Genomic DNA, 16,203 nt, shown 5'->3' on the forward strand with positions numbered 1-16,203 from the left:
TAGAATACTAGGCTGACTTTACTCATTATTTATTAAATCTTTTATGTATTTAGAAACTTGCTCGATATCATCTTCAGAGAGAGGTTGATCATTTTCTTGAATAATTTCATCTTTAGCAGAAGTAAATTTCCTATCTGAAGGCACATTTCGAGTCTCTTCAGAAAAGGATTGCAATGATTTCCCAAATAAATAGCGTACCACATATCCACTAATCCAGAATAAAAGAGCAACTATCAATGAATGAATGAACGTTTCAAATGGATAGTATTTGCTATAAGAGAGTGAAAAATATAAGAGAAAACCGAAAATAGAAAACAAAAAATTCACTAAAAATGTGCCGGCCATTATATTTCGGCTACCCCTTTATTTACAGTCCTTATATTTAATAAAGTAGTATGAGGATTAAACTCTATAGTTCTACCATTATTTCCCCCTACATCTTCTGAGATAAGGGGAATGCGTAGTGTTTTTAGAGTATCTTTGACTGCTTCGACATTTCTTGGTCCAATACGCATCAAATCATTACCAGTGGAAAACTGAAACATTTGCGCACCGCCAGCAATTTTTGCCTTTAATGAAGTAGACCTAGCACCTTCTAGCATAAGTCTATTCACTAATTCTTTAACCCCTGTATCAGCATATTTTGCAACATTAATTTGGCCTTCCTTGCCCATTGTGGAATCAGGAAGCATGACATGTACCATTCCAGCAAGCTCTTTTGCGGTGTCATAAATTACAACACCTACACAAGACCCAAGACCAGCTGTACGTATTAGGTGTGGTGATTTCACAATATTCATATCTGCAATCCCCACCTTTACAACGTTAATTGTTGTATTCATCGATTGGTACTCCCAAAGAAGCAAAAATGGTTTCAAATGAAGCAGGATCAGGGATTAAGAAGAAATGACCGTCAAATGATTCATTTTTATCTTCTTCTTCAAAAATGGCAGTGTCAATTACTATTGCAAAATCGCTGACTTGTGATAGTTCTAATAATCCAAAACTGATGACGGCTCCCACCATGTCAATGGATAATTGAGGTACAGATGGATAAAGGTTTAGTTGTGTAAAATCAGACAGAGAGGATAGATAAGACCCTGATAGGATATTACCTAACTCCTGCAGAGCAGAAACAGCTAGTTCTGGATAGGTAGAATAATTATTGTATTTACAATCTAATCCCGTCATTAGTTTTATGAAATGCTCTGCCTGATTTAGAGATAAAACAAAGAACATACTCCCAGGCGCTTCGCCTTCAATTCTTAAAAAAACAGACGCAACTATATTTTCAGGACCACCGGCAAGATCCATCATTTCATCAAATGAAACAATTCTTACATCCGGAACCTTCATATCTACTTTCCTATCTAATAGGGTAGAAAGGGCCGTTGCTGCATGTCCAGCCCCAATATTACCAACCTCTTTTAATATATCTAAATGAATTGAATTGATTCTTTCAATGAAAGAAGGCATTACTTATTCATCTCCCCAAGCATTACTTTGCTCTAAGGGATGTAAAACTTTCTCTAGGTTAATCAAAATTAATAACCTTTTTTCTATTTTTGCAACACCGTTAATAAAATCGGCTTCAATGGTTCCAACGACTTCAGGTTGAGGCTCTATATTACTAAGGGGTATGTCAATTACATCGTTAGCTGCATCAACAATCAATCCAACATCCATATCCGTCAAGGATACTATAATAATCCTAGTGGATTCTGAATATGGTGCTTCCTCCATATCAAATCTTGACCGTAAATCGATGATTGGAGTTACTAAGCCTCGTAGATTAATAACTCCTTTAACGAAGTTCACTGTGCGTGGGACCCTAGTAATATGCTGTACTTTTTCAATTGAACGAACTTGACTAACAGGAATCGCATATTCCTTCCCATTGAGCTGAAAGACAATAACTTTACTCTCAGCTGTAACTGTTTGAGTCATAATTTAGCCTCCCATTTCCCCACATATTTAATTGCGCTTTATTTTATTAATGCATTACAATCTATAATTAGAGCGACCTGCCCATCACCCAATATGGTAGCACCTGAAATTGCAAATACAGAATTTAAATAGTTTCCAAGAGATTTTAATACGATTTCTTGTTGACCAATAAATGAATCTACTATTAATCCAGCCATCTTATCTCCTTTTCTTACAATTACAACTGAGTAGAATTCATCACCATCATCAAATAATGGAACCTCAAAAGTATCTTTCAAGTCAATTAATGGTACTACCCTTCCACGGAAATCAATGACTTGTTGATTATGGGCATTCATCACTTCACTTTTACGAACAATGGCCGTTTCAATAATAGAAGAAAGTGGAATAGCAAATTTTTCTTTTTGAATTTCAACAAGCATGACTGAAATGATTGATAGTGTTAATGGAAGCTGGATAGAAAATACAGACCCCTCACCCAACTTAGAGTCTATTGACACAGAACCTCCCAGCGACTCAATCGTACTTTTTACGACATCTAGTCCAACACCACGTCCAGAAACATCAGAAATCTTTTCCGCAGTTGAAAATCCAGATGCAAAGATTAATTCATAAACTTGACGATCAGTCATAGAAGTAGCACCTTGTTCTGAAACAATACCTTTTGAAATTGCTTTCTTAAGAACACGCTCTCTACTAATTCCGGCTCCATCATCTTCGATTTCAATGAACACGTGATTTCCACTATGATATGCTTTTAAAACAACTGTGCCTTCTTCATTCTTTCCGGCTTTAGTTCTCTCTTCTGGCATTTCGACACCGTGATCGATTGCGTTTCTAAGTAAATGTACTAAAGGATCACCAATTTCATCGATGACTGTTCTATCAAGCTCTGTTTCAGCACCAATAATTTCCAGGTTAATTTTTTTGTTTAAATCCCTAGCAAGCTGACGAACCATTCTCGGGAATCGGTTGAATACAGTTTCCACTTGAACCATCCTCATATTGAGAATAATATTCTGAAGATCACCCGTAACACGAGACATTCTCTCTACTGTTTCATGTAGTTCGGAATTATCTAAATCCCTTGAGATTTGTTCAAGTCGCCCACGATCGATGACTAGCTCTTCAAATAAATTCATCAATATATCTAATCGTTCAATATTTACACGAATGGTTTTATTAGAAATTTGATTATTTTTTTTATTATTCGACTTCTCAGAATGGACTTCCGCTTGCTTTTCAGGAACTTCTGTAACCTGTGTTTCTAGTTTTGTCTCTTCAATTACCTCTTGCTCTGTATGTATTATATTTTTCAGTTCTTCCAGGTGTAATAACCTAATATTTACTTGTTGAACTTCAGAAACTTTCATAACCTTTTTCTGAATATCCACTGCTGCTTCTTTCGAAACAATCGTCACAGTAAACTCGGAATCAAACTGCTCTTCTTCTAATTGGTCCGTAGACGGATTAGATTTTATAACTTCCCCTATTTTTTCAAGGACTTCAAAAACCATAAATACTCTTGCTGCTTTTAGTAAACAATCTTCTCGAAGATTTACTGTTATTTCAAAAGTATCAAAACCTTGCTCTTTAGATTGTTCAATCACAGTTAACTCAAATTCATCATAAAGACTTTTCACTGTCACTTGATGGTCAGCTGTCACTGCTGTAGCTGACACTTGAGCTTGTGAAGAGACCGCTTTTAAAGGAGATTCTCCATTCTCTATCATTTTAAGCTTTTCAACTGTTTCTGAAACATCTCGCTTTCCATCACCACCTGTTGCAATGGACATGACCATTTCCTCAAGGTGGTCTGTAGCTTCAAATACAACGTCTAATATTTGTGAATTCACTAGAATTTTTTGATTCCTAATACCATCCAGCACGTTCTCCATCATGTGTGTCAAACGTGCCAAATCTTCATATCCCATAGTTGCAGACATTCCCTTAAGAGTGTGTGCTGATCGAAAAATCTCATTTACAATTGTTAGGTTTTCAGGGTTTTTTTCAAGTTCTAAAAGCTGCTCATTACATGTTTGAAGGTGTTCTTTACTTTCTTCAATAAAGACTTCTAAGTACTGATTCATATCCATAATTTTCACACCTCTCGAGATTTAACAATATTTCACAATACAATCTGCAATGCTCTCAACATGTTCTATCTCATCAACAAGATTAGTAGCAATCGCTGCTTTTGGCATCCCAAATACAATTGAACTTTCTTGCGACTCTGCAATAGATTTAACATTCAAGTTTTTCTTTAATTCTATTAATCCCTGTGAACCATCGGAACCCATTCCCGTCATGACGACCGAAATAGCGGAATAATCAGATAATAGACTGATAGATTCGAACATAACATCAACTGAGGGACGATGACCGTTTCTTTGTGCTGAATTGTCTAGCTGGACAGCAAGGCTATTCCCTATTTTTCTAACTTTCAAATGAAACCCTCCAGGGGCGATATAGGCAGTGCCATTTTGAACGATTTCACCATCTTCCGCTTCTTTAACCTTAATTTGTGAAAGCGAATCTAATCGTGTTGCAAGAGACTTGGTAAAACCTGGTGGCATATGCTGGACAATAAAAATGGGTGCATTTAATTCTTTTGGCAGATTAGTAAGGACATGCTGAAGTGCCCTTGGGCCCCCAGTAGAGGTGCCTATGCACACTACTTTTTTCCCAGTAGGTATCCATGAATTTTTATAAGTAGTAAATTTCTTTAGTTCTATTCTACTATAATCTTTTGTTTCTGACAGTGATGTTTTTGGAGAAAATGCGTTTTTTTGTAATCTTGATAGGTTCGCTTCACTAGCTTGTAACACTTTTTGGATAAGTTCTTCCTTTATTTTGTGTAAGTCTAATGAAATTGCGCCAGATGGTTTTGTAATAAAGTCAAATGCACCATACTGCATAGCTATCAACGTGTTTTCAGCACCTTTTGCTGTGGTGCTGGATAACATAATTACTGGAGTTGGACATTCTTCCATAATTCTTTTTAATGCCTCAATACCGTTCATAATTGGCATTTCAACGTCCATTGTAACAACATCGGGGTTTAGTTTTTTAATCTTTGTTATTGCATCTTCCCCGTTTCTCGCAGTTCCTAATACTTCGATTCTATTATCCTCAGATAAAAAATCTGTAATTAGTTTTCTCATGAAAGCAGAATCTTCCACTATTAAAATTTTTATTTTTTTCATAGTCAAATCCCTACTTCCCACTGAAAAAATGTGTTAATCTTCCTATAAAATTATTCTTCCTAATATTGATGGATTCGTTTAATGCCTGCCTAGAATAGCGATCTGCCATTTGCTTAATCCCGATGGATATATCTGAATTAGGATACATCATCAGGAATGGGACTTGCCTTGAAACCGCTTTTGATACAGTCCTATCGTCTGGAAGGTACCCAAGAGGGATAATCTCAGTATTTAAGAATTTCTTGACTGCATTCTGTAATCTAGAAATCGTTTCTTTTCCTTCTTTTTGATTATGTACCCTATTGCATACGAGATAAATAGGGGTCTCGCTAATGTGAGAATGAAGATATTTTAATATAGAATAACCATCCATCACAGAGGTAGGCTCTGGTGTAGTTATGGTAATAAGCTCATCTACACATTGGACAAATTGAGAGGATTCCTTCGATATTCCCGCTCCCATGTCAAAGATAATATAATCATATTGCTCTAGGACTGACTGTAATTGTTGACTAAATCGATTAAACTGAGATTCATCCATCGAAAATACATACGAGAGTCCAGTTCCTCCACTAATAAACGAAATGTTCTCTGGACCTTTTGTAATAACTTCTTGAAGAGAAAGATTCCTACTAAAAAAATCAGTAATGTTTTTCTCTGAGGAAATTCCTAAAAGAATATCTATGTTACCCATTCCTATATCCATATCGAAAAGGAGAACGCGATAACCCAATTGTGACAATGATATTGAAAAATTTAACGAGAAATTGGATTTACCAACTCCACCCTTCCCACTAATCACTGCAATTGCTTTCGCTATTTTCACTTCGGTATTTCCATTTCTAAAGCGATTTCGTAATCCCTCAGCTTGATCTCTCATGTTTGTCTGCTCCAAAAATGTTGTTCAAAATAAATTCGGGATCCGCCTTTATTATATCTTCTGGAACATTTTGTCCATTTGTAATATAGGCTGTCGTAAAATGATAATTCAAAATCATATTGTACATTGCCCCAAAAGATTGCGTTTCATCCATTTTAGTGAAGATGACTTGATGAATTGGAATCAATGAAAACTGATGATAAATGTCCTCCATATCCTTTTGTTTGGAAGTTAGCGAAAGAACTAGATATGTTTCCATATCGTTTTCAAAATCAATAAGCTTTTTTAAATCCTTTACATATTCTTGATTCCTAAAATTCCTACCTGCAGTATCTATGAATACTAAGTCATAATGGTTAAAACGCTCTGTGGCCTTCTTAAAATCCTCAAGATTATAGGCGACTTCTACAGGCACGTTTAATATTTTTGCGTATGTTTGCAGTTGATCTATGGCTGCAATTCTATAAGTATCAGTAGTTATAAATGCAACCTTCTTTTGATGTTTTATTACTTGCTCTGCAGCCAATTTGGCTAGTGTAGTCGTTTTGCCTACTCCTGTAGGACCTACAACATTAATAAATTTTTTAATAAATAACGGTTTTTCTGTCATAACTGATTGTAAGTTCACTAACATTCTGGTCTTAGCTTTTTCTTTAGCAATATCATTTGTCCACTCTTCCTTCGATGATGACCAATCCGTCAATAGTTCTTCCATCAAATCTGTTCTAATTTGATTCGATATTTCTTGTTCAATTAACATCGTATTGATTTGTTCAAGGATTTCTGGATATATTGCTTGATTAGCTTTTTGATTAAGCTGCTTTACAATCTGTTTTAATTCATTAATTTCCTTTAATATTTCACCTTGAGGCTCTTGGAAATTATTTTTGACGTCCGAAGTATCTATTAATGGCTTGCTGCTAGTATTTATTTCAAGATTAATTTTCTTGTTTTTTTCTTTTACTTTTGGTATTTGGTGTTCTTGTTGGTTGGAGTCAACACCAGCAATAACCTCAATGTTTCTTTTCTTAAACAATCCTAAGAAACCACCTGAATATACTACTTTTGAATTGAGTATAACTGCATCGTTACCCAATTCATACCGGACAAGCTTCATTGCTTCACCCATTGAAGGAGCAACGTATTTTTTTACCTTCATTCCACATTCACCACCCCAACACTTTGTACTTCAACAGCTGATTCTAATTCATTGTAAGATAGTATAGGCAATTGTGGAAAATACCTTTCTGTAAGTTGCCTTACATACATTCTTACAGCAGGAGAGCAAAGAATAATTGGAGTTTGATCAATTATTGTTAAATCTTCCAATTTATTAGCAATAGATTGGAGAATCGCCTGTGAATCTGCAGGATCTATTGAAAGATAATTTCCGTGCTCTGTTTGTTGGACTCCATCGGCAATCAATTTTTCCACTCTGCCTGAAACCGTAATGACCTTAAGTTGGTCTTGGTTTCCTAAATATTGATTCGTGATTTGTCTCGCTAAATTTTGGCGTACATATTCAGTGAGTAAATCTGTATCAGAAGAGAGCTTACCATAATCTGCTAATGTTTCAAAAATGATGGGCAGATTGCGAATGGAAACTTTCTCTTTTAAAAGCTTCGCTAACACCTTCTGGATTTCACCAATTGAAAGTGGGTTTGGCGTTACTTCTTCTACTAATATTGGTGAACTCTCTGCTAAATGATCAATCAACTGCTTAGTTTCTTGTCTTCCAATTAATATATGTGCATTTGCTTTAATGACTTCAGTAATATGGGTGGATACAACACTAGGAGGATCCACTACGGTATAACCCATGATTTCAGCCTGTTCTTTCATGTCTTCCCCTATCCATTTCGCAGGCAGACCAAAAGATGGTTCGATAGTGTCTATCCCATCAATTGAATCATCCTCCATACCAGGGCTCATAGCTAAGTAATGATCTAACAGCAGCTCTCCCCTAGCCATTTCATTTCCTTTAATTTTCAATCTATATTCATTTGGATTCAATTGTATATTATCACGAATTCTTACCACTGGAATTACAAGTCCAAGTTCAATTGCTAGTTGTCTCCTAATCATGACCACTCGATCCAATAAATCGCCACCTTGATTGGCATCTGCAAGTGGAATCAGTCCATAACCAAATTCAAATTCAATCGGATCCACACTAAGGAGATTTACAACACTTTCAGGACTCTTCATCTCATCTGTTTCAATCTCTTGCTCAAGCTCATGAATTTCATCCTGGTCAGGTACTGGAGTTCTACTAATCAAATATCCTCCTCCAATTAAAAGACCAGCTAGTGGAATCGTGTATAAATCACTTATCGGAGTAAATAGACCTAGTAAAAAGATAGTTCCTCCTGTAACATACAGCATTTTAGGATAAGCAAATAATTGCCTTGTAATATCTTCACCAAGGTTCCCATTTGAAGCCGCTCTTGTAACGATAATACCCGTGGCAGTTGAAATCAACAATGCAGGTACTTGACTGACTATACCATCTCCTACCGTCAAGAGAGTAAATCTTACAGCAGCTTCTGGAAAACTTAATTCGAGCTGCATTACACCGATGACCATACCTACAATTAAATTGATTAATACAATTATGATACCGGCAATTGCGTCACCTTTTACGAACTTACTCGCACCATCCATTGATCCGTAGAAATCGGCTTCACGTCCGATTTTTTCACGACGTTCACGTGCTTCTTTTTCAGATATCATGCCTGCATTTAAATCTGCATCAATACTCATTTGCTTTCCAGGCATTGCGTCTAAGGTAAATCTTGCTGCAACCTCTGAAACACGCTCCGCACCTTTTGTAATAACTATAAATTGAATGATTACTAGAATGATGAAGATTACTAACCCTACAATTACTTTACCACCAACAACGAATGTCCCGAACACTTCAACAACCCCACCCGCTTCACCGTGGCTAAGGATAGAACGTGTAGTGGAAACGTTTAGACCAAGTCTGAATAATGTAAGTAAGAGTAAAAGTGAAGGGAAAATGGAAAGTTCCAAAGGTTCTTTCATATTCATTGCTGTTAATAACACTAACAAAGCAAGAGAAATATTTAATAATATTAATATACTAAGCAACCAAGTAGGTAATGGAATAATCAACATGGCAACGATCATTATTACACTTATTAAAACTGTTAAATCTCTTGCTGACATACATTTCCTCTCCCTACCAACAAACTATTAGAAAACTTGGCTAGCGCCAAGCTTAAGCGCTGGCGATTGCCTAGTTGCACTTATACTTTAATCCCAAAATTGGCACTAAGTCGACGTACTTCTTTGCTGCCAATTTATATTTCCTTAAAGTATAAAACTTACACTTTTCCTTTTGTTTTATAGACAAAAGCAAGTATCTCTGCGATTGCTTTAAAGAATTCCTCAGGAATAGCTTGACCAATATCTGTCTGATCATATAAGGCCCTAGCTAAAGGCCTATTTTCAACCATAACCACATCATTCTCTTTTGCAACGAATTTGATTTTTTGAGCAACGTAGTCTAGACCTTTTGCAACGACTATAGGTGCATCAGCTTGTTTTTCATCATATTTTATAGCGATTGCATAGTGAGTGGGATTGGTAATGACAACATCCGCTTTCGGGACTTCTTGCATCATCCTTTGCATCGCCATCTCTCTTTGCTTTTGCTTAATTTTCGATTTTATTAGAGGATCACCCTCGATATTTTTATACTCATCTTTTATATCTTGTTTAGACATCCTGATACTTTTTTCAAAATCATATTTTTGGTAAAGATAATCCAACAAAGATAAAAATAATAATGCAACAGAAGCAAACAATCCTACTTTTATTGTAATATCGGCCAAGGTGATCAATGAAGCACCCACTGATTTTTGAGATAAGAGTAAAATTTCATCCATTCGGGACCAGACAACTGAAAATGCAATAAACCCTACAAAGCTTATTTTCAATATAGATTTTAATAGTTCGACAAGCGCCCTTACCGAAACTATTCTTTTAAAGCCACTAATAGGATTCAATTTACTAAGTTTGAATTGTATAGATTCAGTAGAAAACAGTACTCCCACTTGCATATAATTCGAAGCGACACCAGCAATCATAGCAATCCCCATAATTGGGAGCAAAAACAGAGCAGCTTTTTCAGATAATTGAACAAATATTGTTTGAAGGTTCGCTTCGGTTAATTCCATTAACATGAATTCTTGGAAAGACATTTTATATATACCTAAAACTAAATCCAGCATATATCCGCCTGTCATTAGAAGGAGAAAAAACACAGCAAGTAAGACAATTGCTGTATTAACATCCTGACTTTTAGCAACCTGACCCTTTTTCCTGGCATCCTGTCTTTTTTTAGGAGTCGCCTTTTCGGTTTTTTCACCTGCAAAAAATTGCAGATTTAGTTGTAACTTCACGTCAGGTCTCCCCCATCCATTCCATTAGTCCTCTCATTGTAATAATCGTATATTCAAATAGATGAGAGACCGAAGTCATTAGCGCACCCATAACAATTATTAAAACTATAAAGCTCACTCCTATTTTAATAGGAATACCTACGACAAAAATATTTAATTGTGGAACTGTTCGAGCAAGAATACCTAGTACAATATCGACAATAAATAAACTTCCGACAACAGGAATCGACATTTGAAAAGCAATCAGAAACGCTTTGTTGAAACTTTTCACAACAAAGAGTAATAAATCTTCGTTATTAAATCGAATAAATGTTTGATCTATTGGTATGAATTGATAACTATAATAAATTCCATCAAGTAGTAGATGATGCCCGTTGGTAACAAGTAAAAATAACAATGCAAAGGTGTATAAATACTGCCCTACTAAAGGGCTTTGTACCCCAGTTTGCGGATCGATAACATTGGCAATCGCAAATCCCATTTGAAAGTCAATAAAACCACCAGCGATTTGTACAGCTGTCATTATTACAAAGGCGATAAAACCAATCATTAAGCCCACTAATGCTTCTTTTATTACTAATAGGAAATAACTTACATCTATTTCTAAGTCAGGTATGTCCATGGTGTAATACATAATCCATGCCAGAAAAAAACTAAAGCCAATTCGATGACTGGCTGGAATAGTTCGATATGAGAAAATGGGCATTGTAACAAAAAATGCAGTTACCCTAACTAAAATCAATAAAAAACCTGAGAATTGAGGTAAAAGATCTTGCATATCCATTAACCTACAAATCTATTAAGATTTCCAAAGATTTCTTCTGCATATGAAAGCATATGACCAAGCATCCATGGACCAAAGAAAATTAACCCTAAAAGTACAGCCACAATTTTAGGTACAAAAGCCAAAGTTTGCTCCTGGATTTGGGTGGCAGCTTGGAAAACACTCACAATTAACCCAATACCAAGTGCCAATATTAACAAAGGCCCACAAATTATCAAAATAGTGTAAATTCCTTGCTCAGCTATTTTCACAACAAATTCTTGATTCACTTTCATCACCTACTCAAAGCTTTGTAGCAAAGATTTAACAACGAGGTACCAACCATCCACCAAAACAAATAACAAAATTTTAAACGGCAGTGATATCATAACCGGTGGAAGCATCATCATACCCATTGACATTAAGACACTTGCTACAATCATATCAATGACAAGAAAAGGTATGAAAATCATAAAGCCAATTTGAAAAGCTGTTTTTATTTCACTGATAGCAAATGCAGGCACTAAAGCAGTTAGTGGAATATCTTCGATGCTTTTTGGACGATCCATTTTAGCATATGCTAAAAAGAGCTCCAAATCTTTTTGACGTGTATGTTGACTCATAAATTCCTTAAATGGAACGGATGCCCTTTCATAGGCCTCTTCCAATTGAATTTCTTCATTAAACAATGGAGTCAGTGCTTTCTCGTTCACTTCTTGAAAGGTTGGGGCCATTACGAAAAAAGTGATAAACAATGCCAGACCAACAAGTACTTGTGTTGGAGGCATCTGCTGTGTTGCCAATGAAGTCCTTACGAAACCTAAAACAATAATGACACGAGTAAAGCATGTCATTAAGATTAAGATACTAGGAGCTAAGGATAACACTGTAAGCAGAAGCAATAACTTTACAGAAGTTGAAACTGAAGAAGCATCATTGCCGTTGAAAAATTCCATGAATTCATTCATTTCGGTCTTTCTCCTTCTTCAAATCTTGGTGTATTTTCCTTCTTGCATTTGAAAAATCACTCAATTGCTCTCTAAGTTGAGTGGTAAATGATTCAAAAGACTCATAATTTGTTCCTTGTTTTTTAGTAACCAATTTTGCAAACAGGTTACTAGATTGTAGATCTGATTCTCCTGAAGTTTGATAATTATCCATTATGGAACTGTATTCGTCCTCATTATCAATTTCTTTTAGAAGTTGGATATCTTCGCCAACGCCTACAACAAGAACTCTATTTCCAAGCTTCACTAATTGTATGGATCGATTTCCACCTAAGCTTGTACCACCTAGATTTTGAACGTAGTTCACCTTTTGGTATGCTCTACTTTTTTTATTAATGAATTTCAAAATAAAATAAAGAAGAGCAACAACAAAAATTGTAGCCAATATCATTCTTAAAAAATCAAAAAAAGTAAGCCCCACAGAAGCCTCTATTTCTTCATCTTTTTTGGAATCCAAGATCTTTTCAGAACTGTCATTTTTTTCTTTAGGTTGATAGAATTCTTTTACACTTTTTTCACCTTGTTCTGCATGGACCTGAATATTCAAGCCCAGCAGAACGATGGTTGTAATAACCAAGAAATAAATTGTTTTCTTTAAATAAACCAATGGGATTACACCCTCTAACTGAAGATAGATTGTTAGCTCAATGTCTTATTAATTGCTTCTAATACACGATCTGCTTGGAATGGCTTAACGATAAAGTCACGTGCTCCAGCTTGAATCGCATCGATTACCATTGCTTGTTGCCCCATCGCAGAACACATGATAACTTTTGCAGATGGATTAAGTTTTTTAATTTCCTTTAATGCAGTAATGCCATCCATTTCAGGCATAGTGATATCCATAGTAACTAAATCCGGTGAAGTTTCTTTATATTTTTCAATGGCTTGGACACCATCAGCTGCCTCTCCAACTACTTCAAATCCATTTTTGCTTAGAATATCCTTAATCATCATTCTCATAAAAGCAGCGTCGTCTACGATTAAAATTTTGTGTGCCATGTATTATTACCCCCAAAGAATTATCTTAATTTTTTAAGTCTATCACTTTGACTAATGATGTCAGTAACCCTTACTCCAAAATTCTCATCTATTACAACAACCTCACCTTTAGCAATTAGGCGGTCATTTACTAGGATGTCAACTGGTTCTCCTGCTAGCTTATCTAATTCTATAATCGAGCCGCTTGATAACTCGAGAATTTCCTTAACAGAACGTTTTGTTCTACCAAGCTCTACAGTAACCTGAAGAGGAATGTCCAAGAGCATATCCAGATTCTTTTGTTCTGCCTCATGTAATTTATATGGCTCGAAACTAGTAAAACTTGCAGGTTGAACATTTACAGGTTGCATTGGTTGAACATATTGAGAGCCTAAGTGCTGAGGCTGATGTGGTACAGGTTGATAGCTCTCATATGGGTTATGAGTAGGTTGATAACCTTGTCCACCATAGTTTGGCATTGGCTGCTGTTCATACTGATATCCTCCAGTTGGTTGTGTCGGAGGTTGTTCATACATAGCTTGATGTTGAACTGGCTGCTGGTGTTGTATAGGCTGTTCAATCGGTTTTTCGATGACAGGCTCACTCTTAATTTCTGGTGTTGAAGTAGGATTCAATAGTTCATCCACTAACTCTTTTGCAAACTGAATCGGCAATAGCTGCATGATATTCGAATCAATTAACTCACCAATTTTCAATCGAAACGATATTTTAGCAAGTAAATCATCTGCTGGAATGGAATCTCCGCCTTCACCTTGCTCTATGTTTAATAAATCAATACTAGGTGGTGAAATATCCACTTTTTTATTAAAGATAGTAGACATGGAAGTCGCTGCTGACCCCATCATTTGGTTCATAGCTTCTTGAACTGCACTAAGTTGGATTTCACCCAATAAATCTGAAGGGTTTAATCCATCTCCCCCTAACATCAAATCTGCAATTATCGCTGCGTCAGATTGTTTGATTACTAATAAATTCACCCCTGAAAAGCCAACAGTATAATTCACTTTAATGGCTACATAAGGATGTTGAAACTCTTCCGGAAGTTTTGAACGATGAATAACAGAGACAGTTGGTGTCGTAATATCCACTTTTTGATTTAATAATGTAGATAAAGCTGTTGCAGAGCTTCCAAAAGAAATATTTCCAATCTCACCAAGTGCATCTTGTTCCATTAAACTAAGAAAATCATCAACCGGGGGATCGTCAGCTCCGAAATCATCATCTGTACCCTTCAAAAGAGCATCAATTTCATCTTGAGATAGCATATCATCACTTACCATATTCTTCGTCTCCCCCTTTCAATGTGTCCAAAATTTGAACAGCCATTTTCCTACCTACTTTTCCTGGTTGACCTTCAAATTTCGGCACATTGCCAACCTTTATAATAAGAGGCTGGTCAATAAATCTATTTAAATCAATTACATCACCAACATCCAGAAGTAAAAAATCCTGTATGGTAATATCAGTGCTTCCTAATTCAGCGATTACTGGTACGACAGATTGTTCAATCCTTTTTTCAAGAATCTCAATTTCTTCAGTGGATCTCTCTTTCTTAGTTGTTTGCATCCAATAATGAACTGACAACTTTGGAATAATTGGTTCTAGAACAACATGCGGAATACAGATATTGATCATTCCTGTTGTTTCTCCAATTTGAGTATTTAAAGAAATGACCACTACAGTCTCATTTGGAGATACCATTTGTAAAAACTGTGGATTTACTTCGAAATCTGTCATGATGGGATCTATTTCCGCCACGGTCGACCATGCTTCTTGAAGATTTTCAAACCCTCTTTCAAAAAGATTAGACATGATTTTGGTTTCGATTTCAGTCAAATTTTCCACCTTATTGACACTGGAACCTCTACCACCAAGAACACGGTCTAGCATTGTATAAGCGATGTTTGGGTTGACTTCCATCAAAATACGTCCGTCAAGTGGTGGAACCTCAAACACATTCAATATAGTCATTTTTGGAATGGAACGAATGAATTCTTCATAAGGAATTTGATCTGCCGATGCAACTGTAATCTGAACATAAGTCCTCAATTGTGCAGAAAAAAATGTAGTTAATAGTCTTGCAAAGTTTTCATGGATTCTAGTTAAACTTCTTACTTGATCTTTTGAAAAACGAAGTGCCCTCTTAAAATCATAAGATTTAACTTTTTTCTCTGCCTCTTCTTTTTTTAATTCGTCTGCATTCATCTCCCCTGTTGAAAGAGCAGACAGTAAGGCATCTATTTCATTTTGTGATAAAACTTCTCCTGACAAGGTTCGTCACCTCCCAATACCTCTGTAAAATATTCTTTAATTGCCTATTGGAGGATGGATGAGGTGATGTACACCTTTTCAATCGTACCTTCCTGCATAATGCTATTCAATTTATTTTTAAGTTGATCTTGAAGTTTTTCTTTTCCAACCTTACCTTTTAAATCATCTGATTTTAGTTCAGAAAGCTCGGTTAGAATAATATTCTTCACTTGAAAGTTTCTTTTCTCCAATTCTTGTTTCGCCTTCTTGCTATCGGTTTGAACCATAAAGGAAATTTTAATAAAATCTCCACTTGCTAAATTTGTTGTGATTTCTGGAACCTCTACCGACGCCTCGATAATTTCATCGATGGAAGGTTCAGTATGTGCAGCCTGATCACCTGTGAATTTAAGTACGACAACTAAAGCAATTGCACCCACTAGTGTAATGGAAATCAATAAAACTATCATAATTGTAAGGAGCTTATTCTTCATTAGCTACGTCCCCCTCCGTACTCTGAAAACCCAATAAATTAATAGAACGATAAAATTGTATAATGGCATTCTTAATTTCATTTTCAGTTTCAGCTACAACAAACTTCTTTCCATTAGTTAATGTAATCATCGTATCAGGATGAGATTCAACCGCTTCTATAAACAAGGCATTTATCAAATAACTCTTACCGTTTAACCTAGTAACATTAATCAATTTAATGGGG

Annotated in this window: 19 protein-coding genes; all 19 read right to left on the bottom strand. The window is 35.8% G+C overall.

Annotated elements, in window-relative coordinates; genetic code table 11:
* Positions 1 to 18: 18 nt before the first annotated feature.
* The 19 genes from DBX25_RS04910 to DBX25_RS05000 all read right to left on the bottom strand — a co-directional run bounded on the left by DBX25_RS04910 (position 19) and on the right by DBX25_RS05000 (position 16,193).
* Positions 19 to 345, bottom strand: coding sequence for a hypothetical protein (locus DBX25_RS04910; protein WP_108669670.1), 327 nt, complete (start codon positions 343 to 345; stop codon positions 19 to 21).
* Positions 345 to 842, bottom strand: coding sequence for a chemotaxis protein CheD (locus tag DBX25_RS04915; protein WP_108669671.1), 498 nt, complete (start codon positions 840 to 842; stop codon positions 345 to 347). Before DBX25_RS04915 ends, DBX25_RS04910 begins: the two co-directional genes overlap by 1 nt.
* The gene (locus DBX25_RS04920) at positions 826 to 1,476 is read right to left on the bottom strand and encodes a chemotaxis protein CheC (protein WP_108669672.1); all 651 of its coding nucleotides are present in this window, start codon (positions 1,474 to 1,476) and stop codon (positions 826 to 828) included. Before DBX25_RS04920 ends, DBX25_RS04915 begins: the two co-directional genes overlap by 17 nt.
* Before the next feature lie 3 nt (positions 1,477 to 1,479).
* Complete coding sequence (locus DBX25_RS04925) at positions 1,480 to 1,947, bottom strand: chemotaxis protein CheW (RefSeq protein WP_108669673.1); 468 nt, start codon at positions 1,945 to 1,947, stop codon at positions 1,480 to 1,482.
* A 38-nt stretch (positions 1,948 to 1,985) separates the two neighbouring features.
* The gene (locus tag DBX25_RS04930; protein ID WP_108669674.1) at positions 1,986 to 4,043 is read right to left on the bottom strand and encodes a chemotaxis protein CheA; all 2,058 of its coding nucleotides are present in this window, start codon (positions 4,041 to 4,043) and stop codon (positions 1,986 to 1,988) included.
* Positions 4,044 to 4,064: 21 nt separating this feature from the next.
* Complete coding sequence (locus DBX25_RS04935) at positions 4,065 to 5,153, bottom strand: protein-glutamate methylesterase/protein-glutamine glutaminase (protein ID WP_108669884.1); 1,089 nt, start codon at positions 5,151 to 5,153, stop codon at positions 4,065 to 4,067.
* Between the two features lie 10 nt (positions 5,154 to 5,163).
* Positions 5,164 to 6,033, bottom strand: a complete 870-nt coding sequence (locus tag DBX25_RS04940; protein ID WP_108669675.1) for a MinD/ParA family protein — start codon at positions 6,031 to 6,033, stop codon at positions 5,164 to 5,166.
* Positions 6,017 to 7,192 carry a flagellar biosynthesis GTPase FlhF gene (gene flhF / locus DBX25_RS04945; protein ID WP_108669676.1) on the bottom strand — a complete coding sequence of 392 codons (1,176 nt, stop codon included), beginning with the start codon at positions 7,190 to 7,192 and terminating at the stop codon, positions 6,017 to 6,019. Before flhF ends, DBX25_RS04940 begins: the two co-directional genes overlap by 17 nt.
* Complete coding sequence (flhA, locus tag DBX25_RS04950; RefSeq protein ID WP_108669677.1) at positions 7,189 to 9,225, bottom strand: flagellar biosynthesis protein FlhA; 2,037 nt, start codon at positions 9,223 to 9,225, stop codon at positions 7,189 to 7,191. Before flhA ends, flhF begins: the two co-directional genes overlap by 4 nt.
* A gap of 158 nt (positions 9,226 to 9,383) precedes the next feature.
* The gene (gene flhB, locus DBX25_RS04955) at positions 9,384 to 10,463 is read right to left on the bottom strand and encodes a flagellar biosynthesis protein FlhB (protein WP_108669678.1); all 1,080 of its coding nucleotides are present in this window, start codon (positions 10,461 to 10,463) and stop codon (positions 9,384 to 9,386) included.
* A 1-nt stretch (position 10,464) separates the two neighbouring features.
* On the bottom strand, positions 10,465 to 11,241 hold the full coding sequence (gene fliR / locus DBX25_RS04960) for a flagellar biosynthetic protein FliR (protein ID WP_108669885.1): 777 nt from the start codon (positions 11,239 to 11,241) through the stop codon (positions 10,465 to 10,467).
* 5 nt (positions 11,242 to 11,246) lie between these two features.
* A complete protein-coding gene (gene fliQ / locus DBX25_RS04965; protein ID WP_108669679.1) occupies positions 11,247 to 11,516 on the bottom strand; it encodes a flagellar biosynthesis protein FliQ in 270 nt (89 codons plus the stop codon).
* A gap of 9 nt (positions 11,517 to 11,525) precedes the next feature.
* Complete coding sequence (gene fliP, locus DBX25_RS04970) at positions 11,526 to 12,194, bottom strand: flagellar type III secretion system pore protein FliP (RefSeq protein WP_108669680.1); 669 nt, start codon at positions 12,192 to 12,194, stop codon at positions 11,526 to 11,528.
* On the bottom strand, positions 12,187 to 12,840 hold the full coding sequence (locus DBX25_RS04975; protein WP_240620154.1) for a flagellar biosynthetic protein FliO: 654 nt from the start codon (positions 12,838 to 12,840) through the stop codon (positions 12,187 to 12,189). The genes fliP and DBX25_RS04975 overlap by 8 nt, the downstream gene beginning before the upstream one ends.
* A gap of 32 nt (positions 12,841 to 12,872) precedes the next feature.
* A complete protein-coding gene (locus DBX25_RS04980; RefSeq protein WP_108669681.1) occupies positions 12,873 to 13,235 on the bottom strand; it encodes a response regulator in 363 nt (120 codons plus the stop codon).
* A 20-nt stretch (positions 13,236 to 13,255) separates the two neighbouring features.
* The gene (fliY, locus tag DBX25_RS04985) at positions 13,256 to 14,515 is read right to left on the bottom strand and encodes a flagellar motor switch phosphatase FliY (protein ID WP_108669682.1); all 1,260 of its coding nucleotides are present in this window, start codon (positions 14,513 to 14,515) and stop codon (positions 13,256 to 13,258) included.
* Positions 14,505 to 15,506 carry a flagellar motor switch protein FliM gene (fliM, locus tag DBX25_RS04990; RefSeq protein ID WP_108669683.1) on the bottom strand — a complete coding sequence of 334 codons (1,002 nt, stop codon included), beginning with the start codon at positions 15,504 to 15,506 and terminating at the stop codon, positions 14,505 to 14,507. The genes fliY and fliM overlap by 11 nt, the downstream gene beginning before the upstream one ends.
* Before the next feature lie 44 nt (positions 15,507 to 15,550).
* A complete protein-coding gene (gene fliL / locus DBX25_RS04995; RefSeq protein ID WP_108669684.1) occupies positions 15,551 to 15,979 on the bottom strand; it encodes a flagellar basal body-associated protein FliL in 429 nt (142 codons plus the stop codon).
* A complete protein-coding gene (locus DBX25_RS05000; RefSeq protein WP_108669685.1) occupies positions 15,969 to 16,193 on the bottom strand; it encodes a flagellar FlbD family protein in 225 nt (74 codons plus the stop codon). Before DBX25_RS05000 ends, fliL begins: the two co-directional genes overlap by 11 nt.
* Positions 16,194 to 16,203 lie beyond the last annotated feature (10 nt).

It is taken from the genome of Peribacillus acanthi (assembly GCF_003073175.1).
In the GTDB taxonomy this organism is placed as follows: domain Bacteria; phylum Bacillota; class Bacilli; order Bacillales; family DSM-1321; genus Bacillus_BN; species Bacillus_BN acanthi.

What these genes read in the sequence shown, in the direction of transcription:
- fliP (WP_108669680.1), bottom strand. Translation starts at nt 12,194, where the DNA reads ATGAATGAATTCATGGAATTTTTCAACGGCAATGATGCTTCTTCAGTT.
- flhF (WP_108669676.1), bottom strand. Translation starts at nt 7,192, where the DNA reads ATGAAGGTAAAAAAATACGTTGCTCCTTCAATGGGTGAAGCAATGAAG.
- DBX25_RS04930 (WP_108669674.1), bottom strand. Translation starts at nt 4,043, where the DNA reads ATGGATATGAATCAGTACTTAGAAGTCTTTATTGAAGAAAGTAAAGAA.
- DBX25_RS04920 (WP_108669672.1), bottom strand. Translation starts at nt 1,476, where the DNA reads ATGCCTTCTTTCATTGAAAGAATCAATTCAATTCATTTAGATATATTA.
- DBX25_RS04925 (WP_108669673.1), bottom strand. Translation starts at nt 1,947, where the DNA reads ATGACTCAAACAGTTACAGCTGAGAGTAAAGTTATTGTCTTTCAGCTC.
- flhA (WP_108669677.1), bottom strand. Translation starts at nt 9,225, where the DNA reads ATGTCAGCAAGAGATTTAACAGTTTTAATAAGTGTAATAATGATCGTT.
- fliL (WP_108669684.1), bottom strand. Translation starts at nt 15,979, where the DNA reads ATGAAGAATAAGCTCCTTACAATTATGATAGTTTTATTGATTTCCATT.
- fliY (WP_108669682.1), bottom strand. Translation starts at nt 14,515, where the DNA reads ATGGTAAGTGATGATATGCTATCTCAAGATGAAATTGATGCTCTTTTG.
- DBX25_RS04915 (WP_108669671.1), bottom strand. Translation starts at nt 842, where the DNA reads ATGAATACAACAATTAACGTTGTAAAGGTGGGGATTGCAGATATGAAT.
- DBX25_RS04935 (WP_108669884.1), bottom strand. Translation starts at nt 5,153, where the DNA reads ATGAAAAAAATAAAAATTTTAATAGTGGAAGATTCTGCTTTCATGAGA.
- DBX25_RS04980 (WP_108669681.1), bottom strand. Translation starts at nt 13,235, where the DNA reads ATGGCACACAAAATTTTAATCGTAGACGACGCTGCTTTTATGAGAATG.
- fliR (WP_108669885.1), bottom strand. Translation starts at nt 11,241, where the DNA reads ATGCAAGATCTTTTACCTCAATTCTCAGGTTTTTTATTGATTTTAGTT.
- DBX25_RS04910 (WP_108669670.1), bottom strand. Translation starts at nt 345, where the DNA reads ATGGCCGGCACATTTTTAGTGAATTTTTTGTTTTCTATTTTCGGTTTT.
- DBX25_RS04940 (WP_108669675.1), bottom strand. Translation starts at nt 6,033, where the DNA reads ATGAGAGATCAAGCTGAGGGATTACGAAATCGCTTTAGAAATGGAAAT.